Origin of the sequence: Saccharopolyspora griseoalba, assembly GCF_042665275.1 — a bacterium.
Taxonomy (GTDB): Bacteria; Actinomycetota; Actinomycetes; order Mycobacteriales; family Pseudonocardiaceae; genus Saccharopolyspora; species Saccharopolyspora griseoalba.
Map to the genome: position 1 here is coordinate 18,312 of NZ_JBHTCJ010000012.1, position 17,762 is coordinate 36,073.

The 17,762-nt window shown below is 69.9% G+C and carries 14 protein-coding genes and 1 tRNA gene; 10 read left to right on the forward strand and 5 right to left on the reverse strand.

Going from position 1 to position 17,762, the window contains the following annotated elements; genetic code table 11:
* Positions 1-6 precede the first annotated feature (6 nt).
* Positions 7-927, reverse strand: a complete 921-nt coding sequence (locus ACFQRI_RS20745) for an AraC-like ligand-binding domain-containing protein (RefSeq protein ID WP_380671145.1) — start codon at positions 925-927, stop codon at positions 7-9.
* A gap of 263 nt (positions 928-1,190) precedes the next feature.
* Positions 1,191-1,949, reverse strand: a complete 759-nt coding sequence (locus ACFQRI_RS20750; RefSeq protein ID WP_380671147.1) for an IclR family transcriptional regulator — start codon at positions 1,947-1,949, stop codon at positions 1,191-1,193.
* A 73-nt stretch (positions 1,950-2,022) separates the two neighbouring features.
* Here ACFQRI_RS20750 and asnB point away from each other — a divergent pair, with 73 nt between their 5' ends.
* The 3 genes from asnB (at position 2,023) to ACFQRI_RS20765 (ending at position 6,535) form a co-directional block, all read left to right on the forward strand.
* Complete coding sequence (gene asnB / locus ACFQRI_RS20755; RefSeq protein WP_380671149.1) at positions 2,023-3,522, forward strand: asparagine synthase (glutamine-hydrolyzing); 1,500 nt, start codon at positions 2,023-2,025, stop codon at positions 3,520-3,522.
* Positions 3,523-3,639: 117 nt separating this feature from the next.
* Positions 3,640-4,482, forward strand: a complete 843-nt coding sequence (wzm, locus tag ACFQRI_RS20760; RefSeq protein WP_380671151.1) for a galactan export ABC transporter permease subunit Wzm/RfbD — start codon at positions 3,640-3,642, stop codon at positions 4,480-4,482.
* Positions 4,483-4,912: 430 nt separating this feature from the next.
* Positions 4,913-6,535 carry a BCCT family transporter gene (locus tag ACFQRI_RS20765; RefSeq protein ID WP_380671153.1) on the forward strand — a complete coding sequence of 541 codons (1,623 nt, stop codon included), beginning with the start codon at positions 4,913-4,915 and terminating at the stop codon, positions 6,533-6,535.
* 12 nt (positions 6,536-6,547) lie between these two features.
* On the opposite strand, the gene ACFQRI_RS20770 is transcribed toward ACFQRI_RS20765, so the two are convergent.
* Entirely contained in the window at positions 6,548-7,180 is a 633-nt protein-coding gene (locus tag ACFQRI_RS20770) for a class I SAM-dependent methyltransferase (protein ID WP_380671155.1), read from the reverse strand.
* A gap of 771 nt (positions 7,181-7,951) precedes the next feature.
* Complete coding sequence (locus ACFQRI_RS20775) at positions 7,952-9,118, reverse strand: S8 family serine peptidase (protein WP_380671157.1); 1,167 nt, start codon at positions 9,116-9,118, stop codon at positions 7,952-7,954.
* A 978-nt stretch (positions 9,119-10,096) separates the two neighbouring features.
* Between ACFQRI_RS20775 and ACFQRI_RS20780 the strand changes: the two genes are divergently transcribed.
* The 4 genes from ACFQRI_RS20780 (at position 10,097) to ACFQRI_RS20800 (ending at position 14,627) form a co-directional block, all read left to right on the forward strand.
* Positions 10,097-10,170: transfer RNA gene (locus tag ACFQRI_RS20780), tRNA-Pro, on the forward strand.
* 234 nt (positions 10,171-10,404) lie between these two features.
* Positions 10,405-11,430: a hypothetical protein gene (locus ACFQRI_RS27130; protein ID WP_465269730.1), complete on the forward strand. Its 1,026-nt coding sequence runs from the start codon at positions 10,405-10,407 to the stop codon at positions 11,428-11,430.
* A 184-nt stretch (positions 11,431-11,614) separates the two neighbouring features.
* The gene (locus ACFQRI_RS20795; protein ID WP_380671161.1) at positions 11,615-13,471 is read left to right on the forward strand and encodes an APC family permease; all 1,857 of its coding nucleotides are present in this window, start codon (positions 11,615-11,617) and stop codon (positions 13,469-13,471) included.
* Entirely contained in the window at positions 13,464-14,627 is a 1,164-nt protein-coding gene (locus ACFQRI_RS20800; protein WP_380671163.1) for an NAD(P)/FAD-dependent oxidoreductase, read from the forward strand. The genes ACFQRI_RS20795 and ACFQRI_RS20800 overlap by 8 nt, the downstream gene beginning before the upstream one ends.
* Positions 14,628-14,649: 22 nt before the next feature.
* Here the strand turns inward: ACFQRI_RS20800 and ACFQRI_RS20805 are convergent, their stop codons facing one another.
* A complete protein-coding gene (locus ACFQRI_RS20805; RefSeq protein WP_380671165.1) occupies positions 14,650-15,249 on the reverse strand; it encodes a transposase in 600 nt (199 codons plus the stop codon).
* Positions 15,250-15,323: 74 nt separating this feature from the next.
* Here ACFQRI_RS20805 and ACFQRI_RS20810 point away from each other — a divergent pair, with 74 nt between their 5' ends.
* The 3 genes from ACFQRI_RS20810 (at position 15,324) to ACFQRI_RS20820 (ending at position 17,736) form a co-directional block, all read left to right on the forward strand.
* A complete protein-coding gene (locus tag ACFQRI_RS20810) occupies positions 15,324-15,461 on the forward strand; it encodes a hypothetical protein (RefSeq protein ID WP_380671167.1) in 138 nt (45 codons plus the stop codon).
* A gap of 356 nt (positions 15,462-15,817) precedes the next feature.
* Positions 15,818-16,828 (forward strand): LysR family transcriptional regulator, encoded by a 1,011-nt coding sequence (locus ACFQRI_RS20815; protein ID WP_380671169.1) that lies wholly within the window; start codon positions 15,818-15,820, stop codon positions 16,826-16,828.
* Positions 16,829-16,941: 113 nt separating this feature from the next.
* Entirely contained in the window at positions 16,942-17,736 is a 795-nt protein-coding gene (locus ACFQRI_RS20820; protein ID WP_380671171.1) for an enoyl-CoA hydratase-related protein, read from the forward strand.
* Positions 17,737-17,762: the final 26 nt, after the last annotated feature.

Genomic DNA, 17,762 nt, shown 5'->3' on the forward strand with positions numbered 1-17,762 from the left:
CGAGGACTACCGCGGCCTGCGGATCTCGGCGGCGGTGAGCCCGAACTCCGACTTCAGCGCCCTGCTGAGGTGGGTGGCGTCCAGCACGCCCCAGCGCGCCGCGATGGCGGCGGCGGTGCGGTCGGCCAGCGCGGGGTCGGCCAGGTCGCGCCGGATCCGCTCGAGGCGCTGGCGGCGGATCCACGCCGACAGCGTCATCGAGCGCCCGGCGAAGAGCTTGTGCAGGTAGCGCACGGACACCCCGTGAGCGCGCGCGACCGACTCGACGGTGAGGTCCGGGTCGTCGAGCCGGGCCAGGCAGTGCGCCAGCACGCGATCGCCGAAGTCCTCGCCGTCGTCCGGGCCCAGCTCGGCGAGCTCGGAGATCACCACCGACACCAGGGCGTCGGTGAGGTGCTTGCCCGCGTCCCCGGCGAAGCCGTCGGTGCCCTCGCCGAGCAGGTCGGTCAGCGTGCGGAAGAAACCGCCCACCACCCGCTGCACGCCGCGCGAGGTCGGCACCGCCACGGCGGTGCGCGAGGCGAGGGCGTCGGCGTGCCCGCCCAGCCGCCCCTTGGGCACGCCCACCACCGTCACGTCGTAGGGGTCGGTGAAGGTCAGCTGGTAGGGCCGGTCGGTGTCGTAGTTGACCAGGTCGCCGGGACCGAGCACGCAGCGGCGGTCGTCCTGCTCGACCTCCGCGCGCCCCGAGGTGAGCACGGTGACCTTGACCAGCTCGCGGTCGCCGGAGGTGATCAGCCGCGCGGGTCGCCGCACCTGGCAGGGCGCGCAGCGGATCCGGGTGACCACCACGTCGCCCGCGGTCGCGGCGCGCAGCGAGCTGCGGAACGGGCCCGGTCGCAGCGGGCGCACCCGCAGCGGCGCGAAGACCTCCGAGGCCGACGCCTCGAACGCCTCGATGTCCTCGTCCAAGCCGACCGACGTCATCGTCCGTCCCTCGCACCGACCGATCGTTCGGGAAAGCGACCTTACGTGGCGGTTCGCGCCCGCGGCAAGGCTCCGACCGGGTCGACGGCCGGGTGATCCGGGCGGTGGTCTTCTCCGCGCTCTGCGAGCACTGGGTGCTGTTCGGCGCGGCGATGGTCGCCGTGCTCGTCGTGCTCGCCCTGCAGGGCGCCTTGTGGAAGAAGTCGCAGAGCGAGAACGGCGCCAGCCGAGCGTTCGCCTGTCAACGCGTCGGCGGCCTCCGCTCACGGGGCCGGCTCCGCCCCCATGGACCGCGACAGGCGGGCCGTCGCGTCGGCGACCAGGGCCTTGGCCCGGTCCAGATCCGCGGCCTGGAGGCGGAAGGCCGGGGCCGAGATGTTGACCGCGGCGATGACCTCCCCGCGGAAGTCGCGCACCGGCGCGGCGACCGCGACCAGCCCCGGCTCGGACTCCTCGGCCGCCACCCCGCAGCCCGCCGCCCGCTCGGCGCGCAACCTGCGCAAGGCCTCCGCGGCGGTGCGCGGCGCCAGCTCGGTGCCCTGCCCCGGCTGCGCGGCGAGCAGCGCCTCGGCCTCCTCGTCCGGCATGCCCATCAGCAGCGCGCGCCCGCTGGCGGTGCAGTGCAGCGGTGACGGGCGCCCGATCCACTCGTTGGCCTGCAGCGCCCGGCCGGGGCGCTCGGCCAGCACCGTCACGGCCGCCCCGCCGCTGAGCACGGTCAGGTAGGCGGCCTCGCCCAGCGCGCGCACCAGGTCGCGCAGCACCGGGGAGGCCTGCTGCAGCAACCGGCTGTCGCTGGCGCCCCCGGCCAGCGCGAACAGCTGCCAACCGAGCCGGTACTCCATCGTGTCCGGGTCGCGCTCCACGAAACCGCCTTCGGACAGCACCTTCAACGTGCGGGAGACCTGCGTCTTCTCCTTGCCGAGAGCCTCGGCGACCGACTGCACGCGCAGCGGTCCGGAACCCAGCGCGCGCAGCACGTCCATCGCCCGCTGGACGCTGCTCAGGTTGTCGGCGGTCACATCCACGTCCCTTCCGTGCGTATGGCGCAACTAAGATTGCCACATCCGCACCTGCTTTCTACGGTCGAGTTCCATGTGTGGAATCGCCGCAGTTCACGACCCTTCCGGCCGACTCGATCCGACGCCCGTCGGGATGCTCGACGCGCTGACCCACCGCGGGCCCGACGAGCGCGACCACCGCCGCGTCGGCGCCTGCGCCTGGCTGGGGCACACCCGGCTGTCGATCGTGGACCTCGACGGCGGGGGTCAGCCGCTGGGCGGCCCCGACGGCTGGACGCTGGTGTGCAACGGCGAGATCTACAACCACGCCGAGCTGCGCGCCGAGCTGGGCGAGCACGAGTTCGGCACCCGCTCGGACAGCGAGGCCGCGCTGGTGCTGCTGCGCCGACGCGGCCCGGCGGCGCTGGGCGGGCTGCGCGGGATGTGGGCGCTGTGCGCGGCCGCGCCCGACGGCGGATTCCTGGCCGCCCGCGACCCACTGGGGATCAAGCCGCTCTACTGGGCCGAGGTCGGGGGAGCGCGGTACTTCGCCTCGGAGCTGCGCGCCCTCCCGGTCGCCGTGCAGGCCGCCGCGGAGGCCTTCCCGCCGGGCTGCTGCTGGACGCCGGAGCGCGGGCTGGTCCGCTTCGCCGAGGCGGTCCCGGTGCGCACCGAGAGCCCGGACTGGTCGCAGCTGCCCGGAGAGGTCGCCGAGAAGGCCACCAGGGAGGTGCTGATCGACTCGGTGCGCGGGCACCTGATGTCCGATGTGGAGGTCGGCGTGTTCCTCTCCGGTGGACTGGACTCCAGCATCGTGGCCGCCATCGCCGCGGCCGAGCGCGCCGAGGACGGCGGGCGGCTGCGCACCTTCGCGGTCGGCACGGAGGGCTCGCCGGACCTGATCGCCGCCCGCGCCGCCGCTCGGCACCTGGGCACCGAGCACCACGAGATGGTCTTCGACGCCGAGCAGGCGCTGGCCGCGGTGGACGAGGTCGTGGCCTCGGTGGAGTCCTTCGACGCCAGCCTGATCCGCAGCGCGATCCCGAACTGGTTCCTCGCGCGCCTGGCCTCCGAGCACGTCAAGGTCGTGCTCACCGGCGAGGGCGCCGACGAGCTGTTCGCGGGGTACGGCCACTACCACGGGTCGAGCGCCGGGGACCTGGACGCCGAACTGCGCCGCGCGCTCGGCGACCTGCACGGGCTCAACCTGCAGCGCTGCGACCGGGTGACGATGGCGCACGGCCTGGAGGCGCGCGTGCCCTTCCTCGACGCCGAGGTCATCGCGCACGCGATGAGCCTGCCCGCGGGGTGCAAGGAGCTCGACGACGGGTTCGAGAAGGCGCACCTGCGGCGCGCGTTCGCCGGTTGGTTGCCGGAAGAGCTGCTGTGGCGCCGGAAGCTGCAGTTCGGCACCGGAAGCGGTGCGCAGGAGACGCTCGCGCCGAAGCTGGAATCCCTCGCCACCGCAGCGGAACTGGACGCCGCCGACGCGCCGGTGCGCACCCGCGAGGAGCTGGCCTACTACCGAGCCTTCCGCCGCGCGCTTCCGCGGGTCCGCCCGGAGGCGGTGCTGACCCGCTTCGCCACCGCCTGACGCGGAGCGGTCCCGCGCCCGGCGCGCGGGACCGCTCGTCGGCGCGCGAGCGCTCGTGGCGACACGGCCATCGCGCGTGCCGGTGCGCGGGCCGTTCGCACCGTAGGATTCGGTGCCGTGGAGGCAGGTGGCGAGACCGGGGTAGCCGCGGAGCATCCGCCGCGGTCCTGGGCGAAAGCGGTCGAGGACGTCACCGACGGCCTGGGGCTCCGGCGGTTGTGGGCGCATCTGGGCTGGCAGGACGTCCGGAGGCGCTACCGGCGATCGTTCCTCGGGCCGCTGTGGATCACCATCGGCATGGCCATCACCGCGGCCGGGCTCGGCCTGATGTACTCGACGATCTTCGGCGAGGACCCCGCCGAGTACGTGCCCTACATGGCCGTCGGCTTCATGATCTGGTACTTCGTCCAGGGCTCGGTGCAGTACGGCGCCGAGGTGTTCATCCGCAACGAGGGCATGATCAAGCAGATGCCCGCCCCGGTCACGGTGCACGTGCTGCGCACGGTGTGGCGGGAGTTCCTGCTGTTCCTGCACAACCTGGTCGTCTACCTGGGGCTGCTGGTGATCTTCCGGCCGCCGGTGGACTGGACGGTCTTGCTGGCGCTCCCGGCGATCCTGCTGCTGGTGCTCAACGCGGGCTGGGTCGTGCTGCTGCTGGGGGTGGCCAGCACCCGCTTCCGCGACATCCCGCCGGTGGTCGGCAGCGTCATGCAGCTGCTGTTCTTCCTCTCGCCGATCGTCTGGCCGGTCAGCGTGCTGGAGGAGAACGCCGGCTCGCAGGCGTGGCTCGCCCAGCTCAACCCCGTCTACCACTTCATCGAGATCGCGCGGGCGCCGATGCTCGGGACGACGCAGCACTGGCACCACTGGGTGGTCGTGGGTGCGCTGACCGTCGGTGGCTGGGTGCTCGCGCTGGTGATCCTGCGCAACTACCGCGCCCGCGTGCCGTACTGGGTGTGACGATCCGCGGTTCCGCCGAAGCCGCGTCCGCTCGCCGGGGAGCGGTTCGGGGAAGAACTGCGGAACTCGCAGGCGCGATAGAGGTCATCTATCGGGTCCCTTAAAAATTCATCTAGCCAAATTCCCGCGAATGGTTTGCCCGGGCGGCGCGGAACTGAGAGCCTTCTCGGAAGTACAACGAAAGGCGCCTGACACCCGGACGCGGGATGTGCACATCGCTCGCGGCGCGGACTCGAACACGCCGCGCCGAGCTTGATTCAACGGCGCAGGAAAAACCGTCAAGACGACGCATCGACAGACGCCGACGCCCAGGTGGGCGTTCTGCGAGGAGGTTCATCACGCCTGTCGAAGCCGTCGCTCCCAACGGCGGGAGTGGCGATGCATTTCGCTCAAGCCGAAGTTCTCCGACCTGGTGATTCAGGGTTACAAAATGAAAACATCGCAAAACAAGAGCACGGCGAACCATACCGTTTTCGCGGTATCGATCGCCGTTTCGGCACTGGTCGTCCTGTGGGGGGCGATCGATCCGAACGGTTTCGGATCCGTAACCACGCAGCTGTTCAACGCCGTGGTGTCCGATATGAGCTGGTTCTTCCTGCTCACCGCGAACATCTTCCTCGTGTTCGTGATCTACCTCGGTGCGAGCCGCTACGGCCGCATCAAGCTCGGCAAGGACCGGGACCGACCGGAATTCGGCCGGATGTCCTGGTTCGCCATGATGTTCCAGGCCGGAATGGGGCCGGCGATCATCTTCTGGGGCCTGGCCGAACCGCTGTCGCACTACGTCGACGTGCCCTTCGGCATGGCCCCGCCCGGCACCGACGAGGCCGCCGGTATCTCGATCCAGTACTCCTTCTTCCACTGGGCCCTGCACCCCTGGGCGATCTACGCGGTCGCCGGGCTGGCCGTGGCCTACTTCACCCACCGCAAGAACGAGAAGGGCCTGCTCAGCGCCATCTTCCGGCCGCTGATCGGGGACAAGGTCGACGGCCCGCTGGGCAAGGCGATCGACGTCCTCGCGGTGCTGGCCGTCGTGTTCGGCATCGCCGTCGCGCTCGGGCAGGCGGGCCTGCAGATGACCGCGGGTCTCGGCGAGACCTTCGGGTTGCCCACCGGGATCGTGGTGCAGCTGATCGTGCTCGCGCTGACCACCGCGGCGTTCATGGGCTCGGCGACCACCCGCATCGAGCACGGCATCAAGTGGCTGTCGAACATCAGCATGCTGATCGCCCCGATCCTGCTGATCTTCTACTTCGTCGTCGGACCGAGCATCACGCAGATCAACGCGTTCACCGAGGGGGTGGGCGACTACCTGAGCAACATCCTGCCGATGAGCTTCCGGCTGGACGCCTTCAGCCCGGACAACGGCTGGATGGGCAGCTGGACGGTCTTCTACTGGTCGTGGTGGATCGCCTGGGCCCCGTACGTGGGGCTGTTCATGGCGCGCATCTCGCGCGGCCGCACGATTCGCGAGTTCGTCGCCGCCACCGTGCTGGTGCCCAGCGTGGTCAGCATGATCTGGATCGCGGTCTTCGGCGGTGCCGCGCTGCAGCTGGCCCGCAGCGGGCTGGCCGGGGACATCGCGCAGACGGTCAAGGAGAGCCCCGCTGCCGGGATGTTCGTGTTCATCCAGGAGTACCCGCTGCCGCTGCTGATGTCGGTGATCACGCTGATCGTGCTGTGGGTGTTCTTCGTCGCCGGCGCCGACGCCGGAACGGTCGTGCTCGGCGAGCTGTCCACCGGCGGCCGGCCGAACCCCAAGACCTGGGTGCGGCTGCTGTGGGGCCTGCTGCTGGCCGGCGTCGCGGCCGTGCTGCTGGTCTCCGGCGGCCTCGGCGGGCTGCAGAAGGCCTCGGTGCTGACCGGGACACCGTTCGCGATCATCCTGGTCGGCATCTGCTGGGCCTTCTACAAGACCCTCCGCGAGGAGCACGGCCCGGCCGCCCAGGAGCGGCTCGCCGACTCCTCCGGCACCGCGCCGGACGCGGTGCCGGACGGGGTTCGGCAGGACGTCGCGGTCGCGGCGTCGGAGACCCGCACCGAGGGGGCGTGACGCGCTAGCGGCTCAGCCGCGATCCGCGTTCGGCCCGGGCTCCGCATCGCTGAGCACCGCGACGAGGAAATCGGAGTCCGGGCCGAACGGGCGCAGGTCCCAGGTCCCCAGCGCGTGGTCGACCTCCAGCCCGGCGGCCGCGGCATCGGAGAAGAACTCGTCCGGCGCGTACCCGCGATCGATGCCGAAGCCCACCGCGATCCGGCCGCGCGGAGCCAGGTGCTCGCGGAATCGCCGCAGCACCGCGCCGCGGGTGCTCGGCGCGGCGAAGGGCATCACGTTGCCGGCGCACACGATCACGTCGAACCGCGCGGTGACCCCGCGCGCGGCGAGGTCGAGCTCGGAGAGATCGCCGACCAGCCAGCGCGGGCCCGGGTGGTCCTCCTCGGCCGCGCCGATCAGCACCGGGTCGACGTCCACGCCCACGACCTCGTGGCCGGCGGCGGCGAGCGCCGCACCCACCCGGCCGGGCCCGCAGCCCGCGTCGAGCACGCGCGCGCCGCGCGGCGCCATCGCGTCGACCAACCGCGCCTCACCGGCGAGGTCGTTGCCGTCGCGAGCCAACCCGCGCATCCGCTCGACGTACCAGGTCGAATGCCCGGGATCCGCGGCCACCTTCTGCATCCAGATGCTCTGCTCGCCCATCCCGCCATTGTCCCGGCGCGGTCGACACCTCCCGCCCTCGCCCCGCGCGAGGCGAAACGGCGGTCGGTTCACCGGTTTTGCTGACGGCCGGTGAGGGTTCGCGCACGGTCCGTTCCCAATGGTGGAGGATTCCGGGCGAACCGGACATGCTGGGGAATCGGTAGTGCCGTGGTGCCGAGCGCAGCGCTCTACGGCCGGGACACGGAGCTGGCGTTCAGCCGGGAGATCCTGCCCCGGCCCCGAGATCGACGTTCGCCGCAGAGCGGATCGTTCTCACAGGTCCGCGAGGTGTGCCGGCAAGAGCGCGCTGCTCGACGGTATGACCGAGCGCTCCCGGAGGCCCACGTCTCGCCGAAGCCGAACCCGGACGGCCACCAGCAGTTCCAGGCGGATTCGCGAAGCCGTTCCCGCGGCCGGCCGCGCACGACCTGGCCGACGCCACCGGTCGCCTGCGCAACGGCTGGCCGATCACGCAGTACGACGCGATGATGGCCCTCGCCGCGGGCATCGACAACGCCGCGGGCGGCGACCAGGCCGCGCGCCCCGCAGGCGCTCTGGAGGTCCGGGGTCAGGATCGGGCCGGGGATTCCTGCACCTTCGACGGCGGGACCGGTGATCCCCCGGGATCGGACGATCCGCATCGTCGAGATCAACGATCAGCCCGCTGCGCGGTCGCCGCGCGCGTCCCCGGCGGCACGGCGGTCGCCCGGGGCCGGCGCTGACGGGGGTTCGGGAGGTGGCGGGCCGTCCCGCCACCTCCCGAACCGCTGGTCAGGGCGCCTGGACGAGACCGGCGCCGACGTCGGTGGAGGGCAGCGGCAGTCGGCGGGCCGACTGGGTCAGGCGCGCCCACAGCCCCCACGCGCGCTCGGCGTGCTGCTGGGCGTGCAGCGCGGCGATGCCCGCCACGTGCGGTGTGGCCATGCTGGTGCCGCTGAGCTTGCGGTAGCGCTCGGCGCCCGGCCAGCTGGAGTAGACGTCCACGCCCGGGCCGACCACGTCGACCTGGCCGATCTCGTCGACCGTGCCGGAGGAGAAGTCGGCGATCCGCAGCTGCGGGTCGACGGCCCCGACGGCCATCACCGAAGGGCAGTTCGCCGGGTGGCCCACCGGTGCGATCACGCCGGTCGAGCGCTGGCTCTCGTTGCCCGCCGCGGCGATGATCAGCGTGCCGCGCTGCATCGCGCGCCGGGCGATGCGCTCGAAGGCCTCCGAGTAGGGCTGGCCGGGCTGGGTGGGCGAGCCCAGCGACATCGACACGACCCCGCAGCCGTTGGAGATGGCCCACTCGATGCCGGAGAGGATGCCGCCGTCGGAGCCGGACCCGTCGTCGCCGAGCACCTTGCCCGCGTAGATGCTGGCCTCCGAGGCGACGCCGTAACCCGGGCCGGACTGCGGGTTGCGCGGCCCGCAGGCGGTGCCGATCACGTGCGTGCCGTGACCGTGCCCGTCCTGGACGTCCTGGCCCTCGACGAAGGATCCGGTGACGATGTCGCGCCCGGCGAAGTCCGGGTGCTGCATGTCCAGCCCGGTGTCGAGCACCGCGACCCGCACCCCGCGCCCGGTGGGCTGCGCGTTGCCGGAACGCACCGCCTGGATCCCCCAGGTGAACTCGCCCTCGGCGGGCGGAGCGGGTTCGGTGATGGCGAAAACCCGCCGTTCGGACTCGATCCCGGCGATCGGGCCGGTCTCGCCCGCGGCGCGTTGCAGGTTGGCCACCTGGTCGTCGTCGGCGCTGATCAGCGCGACGCCCAGCTGGTTGAGCACGATGCCACCCGCGCTGCTGAACAGCTCGCCCGGACCCGCACCGGCCGCGTCGGCGGTGTTGGCGCAGCGGATTCCGGTTAAGCGGTTGAGCTCGCGGGTGCCGACGACGGTCGAGTCGTCTTCGAGGAGCACCAGGTAACGCCCGGTGCCGCCAGTTTCGCTCGTGGTCATCTCACTCCTCGTGGGGTTGGGCCCTCGGGAACCGACGTGGCGAAGGCTCGCCTCATCCGTAACCAACGAAGATCCCCGAAGACAACGAACACCGCCCCCCTTAACTCTTTCGTGTGAGTGACGCGGCGACCAATCACCGGAAGACGCCGAGCGTCCGCACGCCGAGAACCGGCCCCTGGGGGCCACCGGGCCGGGTTCGAACGTCGTTGTGGCGGTGGGATTCCACGGAAGCGGACGACGTCGGTGAAGCGGAGCGGGACCGTCGCCGCGCTCGTCGCGGTTGCCGGATTGGCGGGTGGCCCGGCTGCCGGGAGGGAGACGCGGACCGCCGAGCCCTTCCCGCAGCGGCCGGACCTGTCGTCGACGATCCCAGCGGCGGGCCCCGTTCGCCGCGGTGCGCGGCGGGTGAGACGACCGAGCCCAGCCCGAGGTGCTCCCGCGATCCGGTTTCCCTTTCCTGACGGGAGCGCGTCAGCTCTCGCCCGCGGGAGCTCTCGACCTCCGGGGCGGTGCTGCGCGCGCGACGGGTCGGCGAGGTGCTGCTGCAAGCGGACGTGGCGGAACTCGTAGACCGCACCCGCCCGGCGCAGGACCCCGCGCTGGTAGAAGTCGTCGAGGAAGGCCATCACCGCCCACGGCCGTCCGCTCGGCGACAGGCAGGCCCGGTGAGCAGCCACTGGCCCCACGCGGTGAACGTCAGGACGTAGCACCGGCGAGCACGGCCAGCACCGGCCCTCTGCCACGTCGTGACGGACGCAGGCCACCTCGACCCCCGAGGCTCCCGGCGAACCGCTCGGTAACCGCGCCGTCCAGCCGGGACGAGCAACCACTTCCTTGTGGCTGAAGCCAGCCGCGCCCGATCCTCGACCGAGCTGGGTGCGAGGCTCTGACCTGCGAACACGCTGCCCGGAAGGGGGGTGTGATCAGCTTGAAACCGGTGTTGTAAGCTATTCTCACAACGCCCCGCGAGGGGCGGGCCGGGACGTGGCGCAGCTTGGTAGCGCACTTGACTGGGGGTCAAGGGGTCGTGGGTTCGAATCCCGCCGTCCCGACTGGCAAGAGGGTTTCCGCAGGTCAGCACCAGCGGAAGCCCTCTTTTTCTCGGTCCGTTGCCCGGAGTCAAGCACGCCGCTTATGGACACCTTGACTGCGGAGTTTCGGAATGGCCCTTTTTTGACCTTGGCGAGCTCGCCGAGGGCCTGTCGACGGAGTGCGCCGCGTACCTGCGGGACCGGGATCGCAGGCTGCGTTCGGTGAACCATCCCGAGACCACCCGCTACAACTACGTGCTTCGCCGTGGGCCAGCTGGGCCGCTACCTCGCAGAGCACGCCCCGGACCCGGACGTCGACGACGCCGCGTAGGACCTGACGGAGGTCACCCGCGATCACATCGAGCCGTTTCGGGCGCGGATCGCCTCGCGCACCGATGGCAAGGGCGCGGTCACCACCTTCGACTACAACGACCGCGGCGAACTCATCACCACCCACTCGCCGGATCCGCGGGGTGTGGAGCGCTACACCTACGACGAGCTCTCCCGGCAGGTCACGGTCACCGACGGCAACGGCACCACCATCGGCTACGAATACGACTGGCTCGACCGGCTGGTGCAATCACCGACATCACCAGCGGCAACCGCGACATCCGGCAGACCACCACCTACGACCGCAACGGCAACGCCACCGCCACCGACAGCCCCACCGCGCGGGTCGACTACACCTACACCCCGCGCGGGCAGGTCACCTCATCGCGCACCACCACCGGCGACGTGCTCGAGATCGTGGGGTACGGCTACGACCCGGCCGGCAACATCACCCGGATCGAGCAGCCCTGCTCCACCACCCGCTACACCTACGACGCCGCCTACCGGTGCATCACCCTGACCCTGCCCGGTGGGGATGAGGTTTCCTTCGACTACGACGAGGACAACCGCCGCACCGACGCCCACTTCCCCGGCGGATTCCACCAACACTGGCAATATGACGCGGCCGGCCGCGTTACCGCGGTGGAGGCCCGCAACGCCAGCGGGGACCTGCTCGATCGGTCGACCTACCGCTACACCACCAACGACGGCGCCGACACCACCCAGATCCAGGAGATCACCGGCTGGTTCAGCCCCCAGCCGCTCAACGCGTCCGCGACCTGCGACTACGACAGCCTCGGACAACTCACCCGGATCGGGCAATACCACTACACCTTCGACGCCGCGACCAACCTGATCACCAGCCCGGACGGCACCTTCAGGCGTGGATCGAGGTCCATGCGCAGACGCGGGGCTGTTCACCTCGCCGCGATGCCGTGCTCTCGATGCTGATCGGGCAGCGGCAGAGCAAGCGATGCTGATGCTTAGCGTAGTCAGATGGATTTCCCGTGTCCCTGGACACCTTCTGGCTGGGCTGGTGATAGTGAACAACGTCCGGTGATCCCGGCTCACGACACGTACGGCGTCGACCGATCCAACGTTCCACGGCGGAACTGGCGACACGACGGAGGCGGGCGTGGCCGAAGTCCATGATTTCGAGCAGGCCGACGGTAAGCTGCGGCGCGATTTGTCCGTTCAACAACTACTTTTCATCTCGATCGGGTCCATCATCGGCTCAGGTTGGCTGTTCGCGGTGCTCTCGGCGGGAGCGGTCGCCGGACCCGCTGTGATCGTGTCCTGGGTGCTCGCGGCGGTCCTCGTGTCGTTCATGGCCCTCAACTACGCCGAGACCGGTTCGATGTTGCCGCGCAGCGGCGGGATTGCCCGCTACTGCTACCTGACCCACGGTGGATACCTGGGTTTCCTGTTGAGCTGGTCCATGTTGCTGGGCGGGGTCACGACGGTGGCGATCGAGGCGCTGGCCGTGGTGCAGTACTCGTCCGGCTACGTCGCTGACTGGACGGGGCTCGAACTGACCGCTCAGGGCGAGGACAGTTCCGGGCTGACCGCGCTGGGTCGGGTGGTCGCCGTGGGGGCCATGCTGGTGTTCTTCGTGGTCAACATCGCCGGCATCCGCTTCTTCGCGCGCTTCAACCAGTGGGTGAGCTGGTGGAAGCTGATCATCCCGGTGCTGACCTTCCTACTGCTGTTCGTCACGTTCGACGGCGCGAACTTCACGTCCTACGGCGGATTCGCCCCGCAGGGGTGGGGCGCGATGTTCAACGCCATCGCCGTTTCCGGCATCGTGTTCGCCTTCCAGGGCTTCCGGGAGGGCGTCAACTTCGGTGGCGAGTCCCGGAACCCGCAGCGTGACATCTTCATCGCCACGGTGGGCTCCGTAGCGATCTGCGCCGTCATCTACGTGCTGTTGCAGGTCGCTTTCGTTGGGGCGCTCGACTGGGTCGCCGCCGGTGTGAGTCCGGGGAACTGGAGCGCCTTGGAGGGCAGCGCCTGGGCGAACCAGCCGCTGTACGCGGCGCTGGAATCCTCCGGGGCGGCCCTGCTCGGTGCGTTCGGCGTGTTCCTGCTCATCGATGCGGTGATCTCGCCTGCTGGTACGGGTTGGATCTACCTGGGTGACACCGCGCGGACGTTCTACGGGATGGCCTTGCACGGAAGCCTGCCGAGCGTATTCGCGCGCGTCGGGGAGCGATCACGGGTGCCGTGGCTGGGCATGGTCGCGTGCCTGGTGGTCGGGTGCGCCTTCTTCCTCCCCTTCCCGGGGTGGTACAAGCTGATCGGCTTCACGAGTTCGACGGCCGTCGTCACGTATCTCGCGGCGGCGCCGCAGTTGCAGGTCATGCGCCGGGCAGCGCCGAACGCACCTCGTCCGTTCTTCCTGAGGGGTGCGGGCGTGGTTTCACCGCTGGGGTTCCTGGCCGCCAGCATGATCCTGTACTGGTCCGGCTACGAGGTGCTGCAGGGTGTGGTGGCGTCGGTGTTCGTCGCGCTGCCGCTGTATGCGCTGTACCAGGGGCCGCGCCACGGTCGGGTGCCGTCCCACGTCAGCACCTGGCTCGGCGCCGGTTTCCTGTTCGTGTGGGTGGCGACGCAGGTAGCGGGACCGCTGGGTTTCGACACCATGCCGTTTCCGATCTTCTGGACGCTGTCGGCGGTTGAGGTCGTCGCGTTCACGTGGGCGTTGCGGAGGTCGTGCACCACAGAGGGGCGGCGAGAGGTGGACGCGGCGCACTGGGCGATCGCGCTGACTATGGCCCTCTACCTGCTGTCCTTCTATGGCGCCTACGGTGTGGCGGACCACCCGGTGCTCCCGTTCCCGTGGGACAGCGTGGTCGCGGCGGTTCTCGGGCTGGCCGCCTACTACTGGGCCGTCGGCAGCGGCTACGTGACGCAGCAACTGCGCGCGAGCATTCCCGTCGAAGTTCCGGAGTCAGCAACACCGAGCCAGCTCAGGGAGAACAGCCATGGTTGATGTCATCGTCGTCGGCGCAGGCGTCGTTGGTTCGAGCATCGCGTTTCATCTGGCGGAGGAGGGCACCAGCGTGCTGCAGCTGGACCCCACCGGTGGGTTCGGCGGCCAGACTCCTCGGTCCGGCGCGATCGTTCGCAGTCATCACGCCAACCTCGTCGAAGCCGACCTGGCGTGGGAGAGTCTGACCTCCTACTACGAAACCTGGGACCAGCGCGTCGGCGGTAGCTGCGGGTTCACGCACACAGGGTTCGCGTACCTGGCCGACGACGGCGACGAGCGCGCCGTCCGCGCCAACGTCGCCAAGCTTCGCGAGCAGGGCATCGACAACGAACTGCTGAGCCCGGATCAGCTGCGCGAGCGGGAACCGTCGGTGACGAGCGAGGGCATCAGCGCGGTCGCCTACGACCGGCGCGGTGGCTACGCCGATCCGACCGCCACAACGCTCAGCCTCCAACAGGCCGCGCGTCGGCACGGTGCCCGTGTCGAGCGTCGGCGCGTGCTGGCGCTGACCGAACGCGACGGCGCGATCGCGGGTGTCCGCACCGATCAGGGCGCCGTGGACGCAGCGGTGGTGGTGCTTGCGGTGGGCGCCTGGTCGCCCGAGTTGACCGCGACGGTCGGGCTTGAGCTGCCTGTTCATCCGGCCCGGATTCAGGTGATGTTGTTCGAACGTCCCTATGACCTGCCCACTCACCTGACCATGACCGATGTGGCCCACGATGTGTATCTGCGTCCTACCGCGGAGCGCTGCACCCTGGTCGGTCGACACGCACCGGAACGCGAGTGGCTGTCCGAGCCCGACGGGTTCCGCGGTGAACCCGATGCGTCGTTCGTCGCCGAAGGCCGTGCACGCCTCGGCCGGCGGATTCCGGCGTTGGCGCACGCTCCGTACCGGCTGGGACGCGCGTGTGCCCTCGACCTCACGCCGGACGGACGTCCCATCCTCGGACCGAGCGATTGTGACGGGCTCTACTTGGCTACCGGGTGGAGCGGCGGGGGATTCGCCAAGGCTCCCGCGGTCGGTGCCGAACTCGCACGCTGGATCACCACCGGTGCACCAGCTCGCAAGGAGCTGACGGCGTTCACGCTGGACCGCTTCACCACCGGCAACCTCATCACGGCCGAACACGAGTACGGTGCGACCGGCCCGCACTAGCTTGCCCAGGGCGAATGCGGGGTCACGGGTGTTCGCCGACCCGGTACACCGCCGTGATCGTGCCGCTCACGCGGCCAGCCGGGACAGGTGCAGGTCGATCAGGCTCGGATCCCGGGTTGTCGTCGCGCCAGGAATGCACCCAGTTTCCCGAGGTCCCGGCGTCGATCTCCAGCTCCCGAGCCACCTCGGCCACCGGACGGCAGGTAGAAGCCACCAGCTGCACCGCCTCGGCCTTGAACTGCGGACTGAACTTGCGACGTTGGATCTGCAGGTCACCTGACCCCGGGAGTGGTGTGATTGCTGTTGGTGCCCCCCCGGTGCGATTCGAACGCACACTAGAGGTGTTTCGGGTGCGTTTGGTGCCTGGGGCATCCCGTATTGGGTGATCGTGGTGGCTCGTCGAGGGTTCGCTGGCCGATGATGCGGTTCCAGTACGGCTTATACACCCGCCGGGTTCCGGGCGAGACTGCCGCGGAGACCTCAGGGATGTATTCGACGACGTCGACGCCGCGGGTCGTTGAGAGGGGTGGTTAAGTAGACCGTCAGGTGTGAGGCCGATATGCGTTCCAGCACGAGTCGAGCCGCTTCGACCTCGGGTATGTAGCGCCAGTCCTACCGCCATCAGCTCTGTCCAGGTCGCACGCTTGCGTACCGGGCGGGCTCGTGCTCGACGACCGACACATCCAGGTGTACCTCGTGGGCAAGGACGCGATTGCTGATCTGCTCGCGAAGTTGAAGGCGCGACTCATCCGCGACAGCAGGACCACCATGACCGTGGTCCTCGTGGTGCTGAGCGTCGTGCTCATCGGCAAAGGCCTCGGCGGGCTGCTCTAGTGCCAGCTCACGCCGCGAGCCCGCTTTTTGCTGGTGAGGGAGGAGAGGGCGGGCAGCTCGCGTTACCCGCCTGTAGAAGTCGATCTCGGCGCTGGAGCGGCTCTTGTCGAACGAACACGAGTGCGATCACCGAGAGCACGAGGGATCCGGACGTGCCGAGGGTCCTTCGAGCGCGCTCGAACATCTGTGCGTTTCTCGTTCGGCGCGACGGGCCGACCTTGATCGCGAGGACGCCGGCGCTGATCGTGGCGGACATCGGGCCGACCACGGGGTGCTGGGAGTTGCTGAAGACCGCATCCCGCGTTGCGCCCCCGGGCGGTAGGTGAGATCCCTAGGTCAGGCTCTAACGTTTTCCCATGGACCTGCGTCAGTTGGAGTACTTCCTCGCGGTTGTCGACCATGGAGGGATCAATCGTGCCGCGGCGGCGTTGAGGGTCGCGCAGCCGTCGTTGTCGCAGGCGGTTCGCCGGCTCGAGAAGCAGCTGGGGACGGAGTTGTTCCACCGCGTGGGCCGAGGGTTGGTCTTGGCTCCCGCGGGGGAGGCTTTGATCGGGCCCGCGCGGACGATCCTCCGGGAAGCGGAGTCGGCTGAGAACGCCGTGCGCAGCATCGGGGAGGGGAGCAGCGGGCGCATCGACGTCGCCGCGCTCTCCGACATGTCCACGGATCCGCTGTCGGTGTGGGTGGCGAGATTCCGCGCGCGGCACCACAACGTGCGGTTCCGGATCGAGGAGCGCGATGAGGCGAGCGAGGTGGTCGACGTCGTTCGTTCCGGGGCGTGCGAGCTGGGTTTCCTGCCCACGCCCATCGTCAGCGAGTTGGACAGCGAGGAACTGGGCAGCCAGCGGTTCGTCCTGGTTTGCCCGCCCGGCACCGATGACCTCTGGCAGAATCCCACGCCGGTGGGGGCGCTCGCCTACGTGCCGCTGGTCATGAGCGGAAAGGGGACCGCCACCCGTGACCACATCGAGCTGACGCTCCGAAACCACGGGGTCGAGCCCCGTGTGGCGCTGGAGGTCCCCCAGCGCGGCGCCGTGGGGCCCATGGTGCTTTCCGGCGGCGGTGCGGCGATCATCCCGCTCCGAATCGCGCTCGATCTTCGGCATCGCGGCGGTGCGGTCCGCGAGCTCTCGCCCGCGTTCTCGCGCCGCTTCGGCGTGGTGTTCCGGCCCGGCAGGATGACCGCGCCGACCGCTCAATTCCTCGGCTATTCACGACGATCTCTGCAGGGGTGGCAGGACCTGCTCGAGGGCCACATCGCCGAGGGGCATTCGGTGATCGAGGCGGCGTCACTGGCGAGCACCGAGGCGGACCGGCGGTTGCGGGACCGCAACCGCCGCAGCGCCGATGTTCGCCCCAACGTATAGGCGATCCCACCCGAAGCGGGCGGAAATTGGTCTTTGAATTCATCGGTCGATGGCCTCTTCAATGAATGTGCGCCACCTCATGGTGGTCAGCCAGAACCATTCGAGGAGGAGCTATGGCCGGGCAGGTCCACTACTCAGTCGAAGGCACCACAGCGACGGTGACGCTCGACAACCCCGGTCGGCGCAATGCCGTGTCCGCCGCGATCTTCGAGCAGCTCGAGACCGCTTTGGCTACGATCTCCCGCTCACCGGAGGTCAGGGTGGTGATCCTGTCCGGCGAGGGGAAGGACTTCAGCGTGGGCGCCGATCTCGGCGCCCCTTCCGAGGCCCGCACCCTGCGCGGTGATTCGGTCGCCGGGGACACCACTCGGTTGCGGCAGGCCGGCGCCATGCTTCTCCAGTTCCACGAGATGCCCCAGGTCACCATCGCTTCGATCGACGGGGCGTGTGCCGGGGCGGGCCTGTCGCTGGCCGCAGCAGCGGATTTCCGCATCGCCTCCGACCGCGCGGTGTTCAGCACCGCCTTCCTCAACGCCGGGCTCTCGGGCGACCTCGGCGGAATTTGGCTGATCACCAACATGCTCGGCGCTGCCCGCGCCCGGGAGCTGTTCCTCACCCCTGGAAAGCTCACCGCGGCCGACGCCCACCGGCTCGGGCTGGTGCATTCCACCGCTCCCGCTGAGTCCCTCCACGACGAGGCGCGCGCACTCGCACGACGAATCGCCCGCTCAGCGCCGCTGGCCCTGAGGGCGATGAAGCAGAACCTGCTTCGAGCCCCCGTCACACCGCTCGGCGACTACCTGCTCGCCGAAGCTGACCGGATGGTGCAGTGCTTCCACTCCGACGATGCCCGCGAGGCGGCCACCGCCTTCCTCGAGAAGCGCGAGCCCGTCTTCGCAGGCCGTTGAGATCCGACCCGCACGCCCGGACCATC

Excerpts from the sequence above, each read along its gene's own strand:
- ACFQRI_RS20805 (WP_380671165.1), bottom strand. The coding sequence starts at position 15,249 with ATGGCGGTAGGACTGGCGCTACATACCCGAGGTCGAAGCGGCTCGACT.
- ACFQRI_RS20765 (WP_380671153.1), top strand. The coding sequence starts at position 4,913 with ATGAAAACATCGCAAAACAAGAGCACGGCGAACCATACCGTTTTCGCG.
- ACFQRI_RS20800 (WP_380671163.1), top strand. The coding sequence starts at position 13,464 with ATGGTTGATGTCATCGTCGTCGGCGCAGGCGTCGTTGGTTCGAGCATC.
- ACFQRI_RS20815 (WP_380671169.1), top strand. The coding sequence starts at position 15,818 with ATGGACCTGCGTCAGTTGGAGTACTTCCTCGCGGTTGTCGACCATGGA.
- ACFQRI_RS20775 (WP_380671157.1), bottom strand. The coding sequence starts at position 9,118 with ATGACCACGAGCGAAACTGGCGGCACCGGGCGTTACCTGGTGCTCCTC.
- ACFQRI_RS20745 (WP_380671145.1), bottom strand. The coding sequence starts at position 927 with ATGACGTCGGTCGGCTTGGACGAGGACATCGAGGCGTTCGAGGCGTCG.
- asnB (WP_380671149.1), top strand. The coding sequence starts at position 2,023 with ATGTGTGGAATCGCCGCAGTTCACGACCCTTCCGGCCGACTCGATCCG.
- ACFQRI_RS20820 (WP_380671171.1), top strand. The coding sequence starts at position 16,942 with ATGGCCGGGCAGGTCCACTACTCAGTCGAAGGCACCACAGCGACGGTG.
- ACFQRI_RS20770 (WP_380671155.1), bottom strand. The coding sequence starts at position 7,180 with ATGGGCGAGCAGAGCATCTGGATGCAGAAGGTGGCCGCGGATCCCGGG.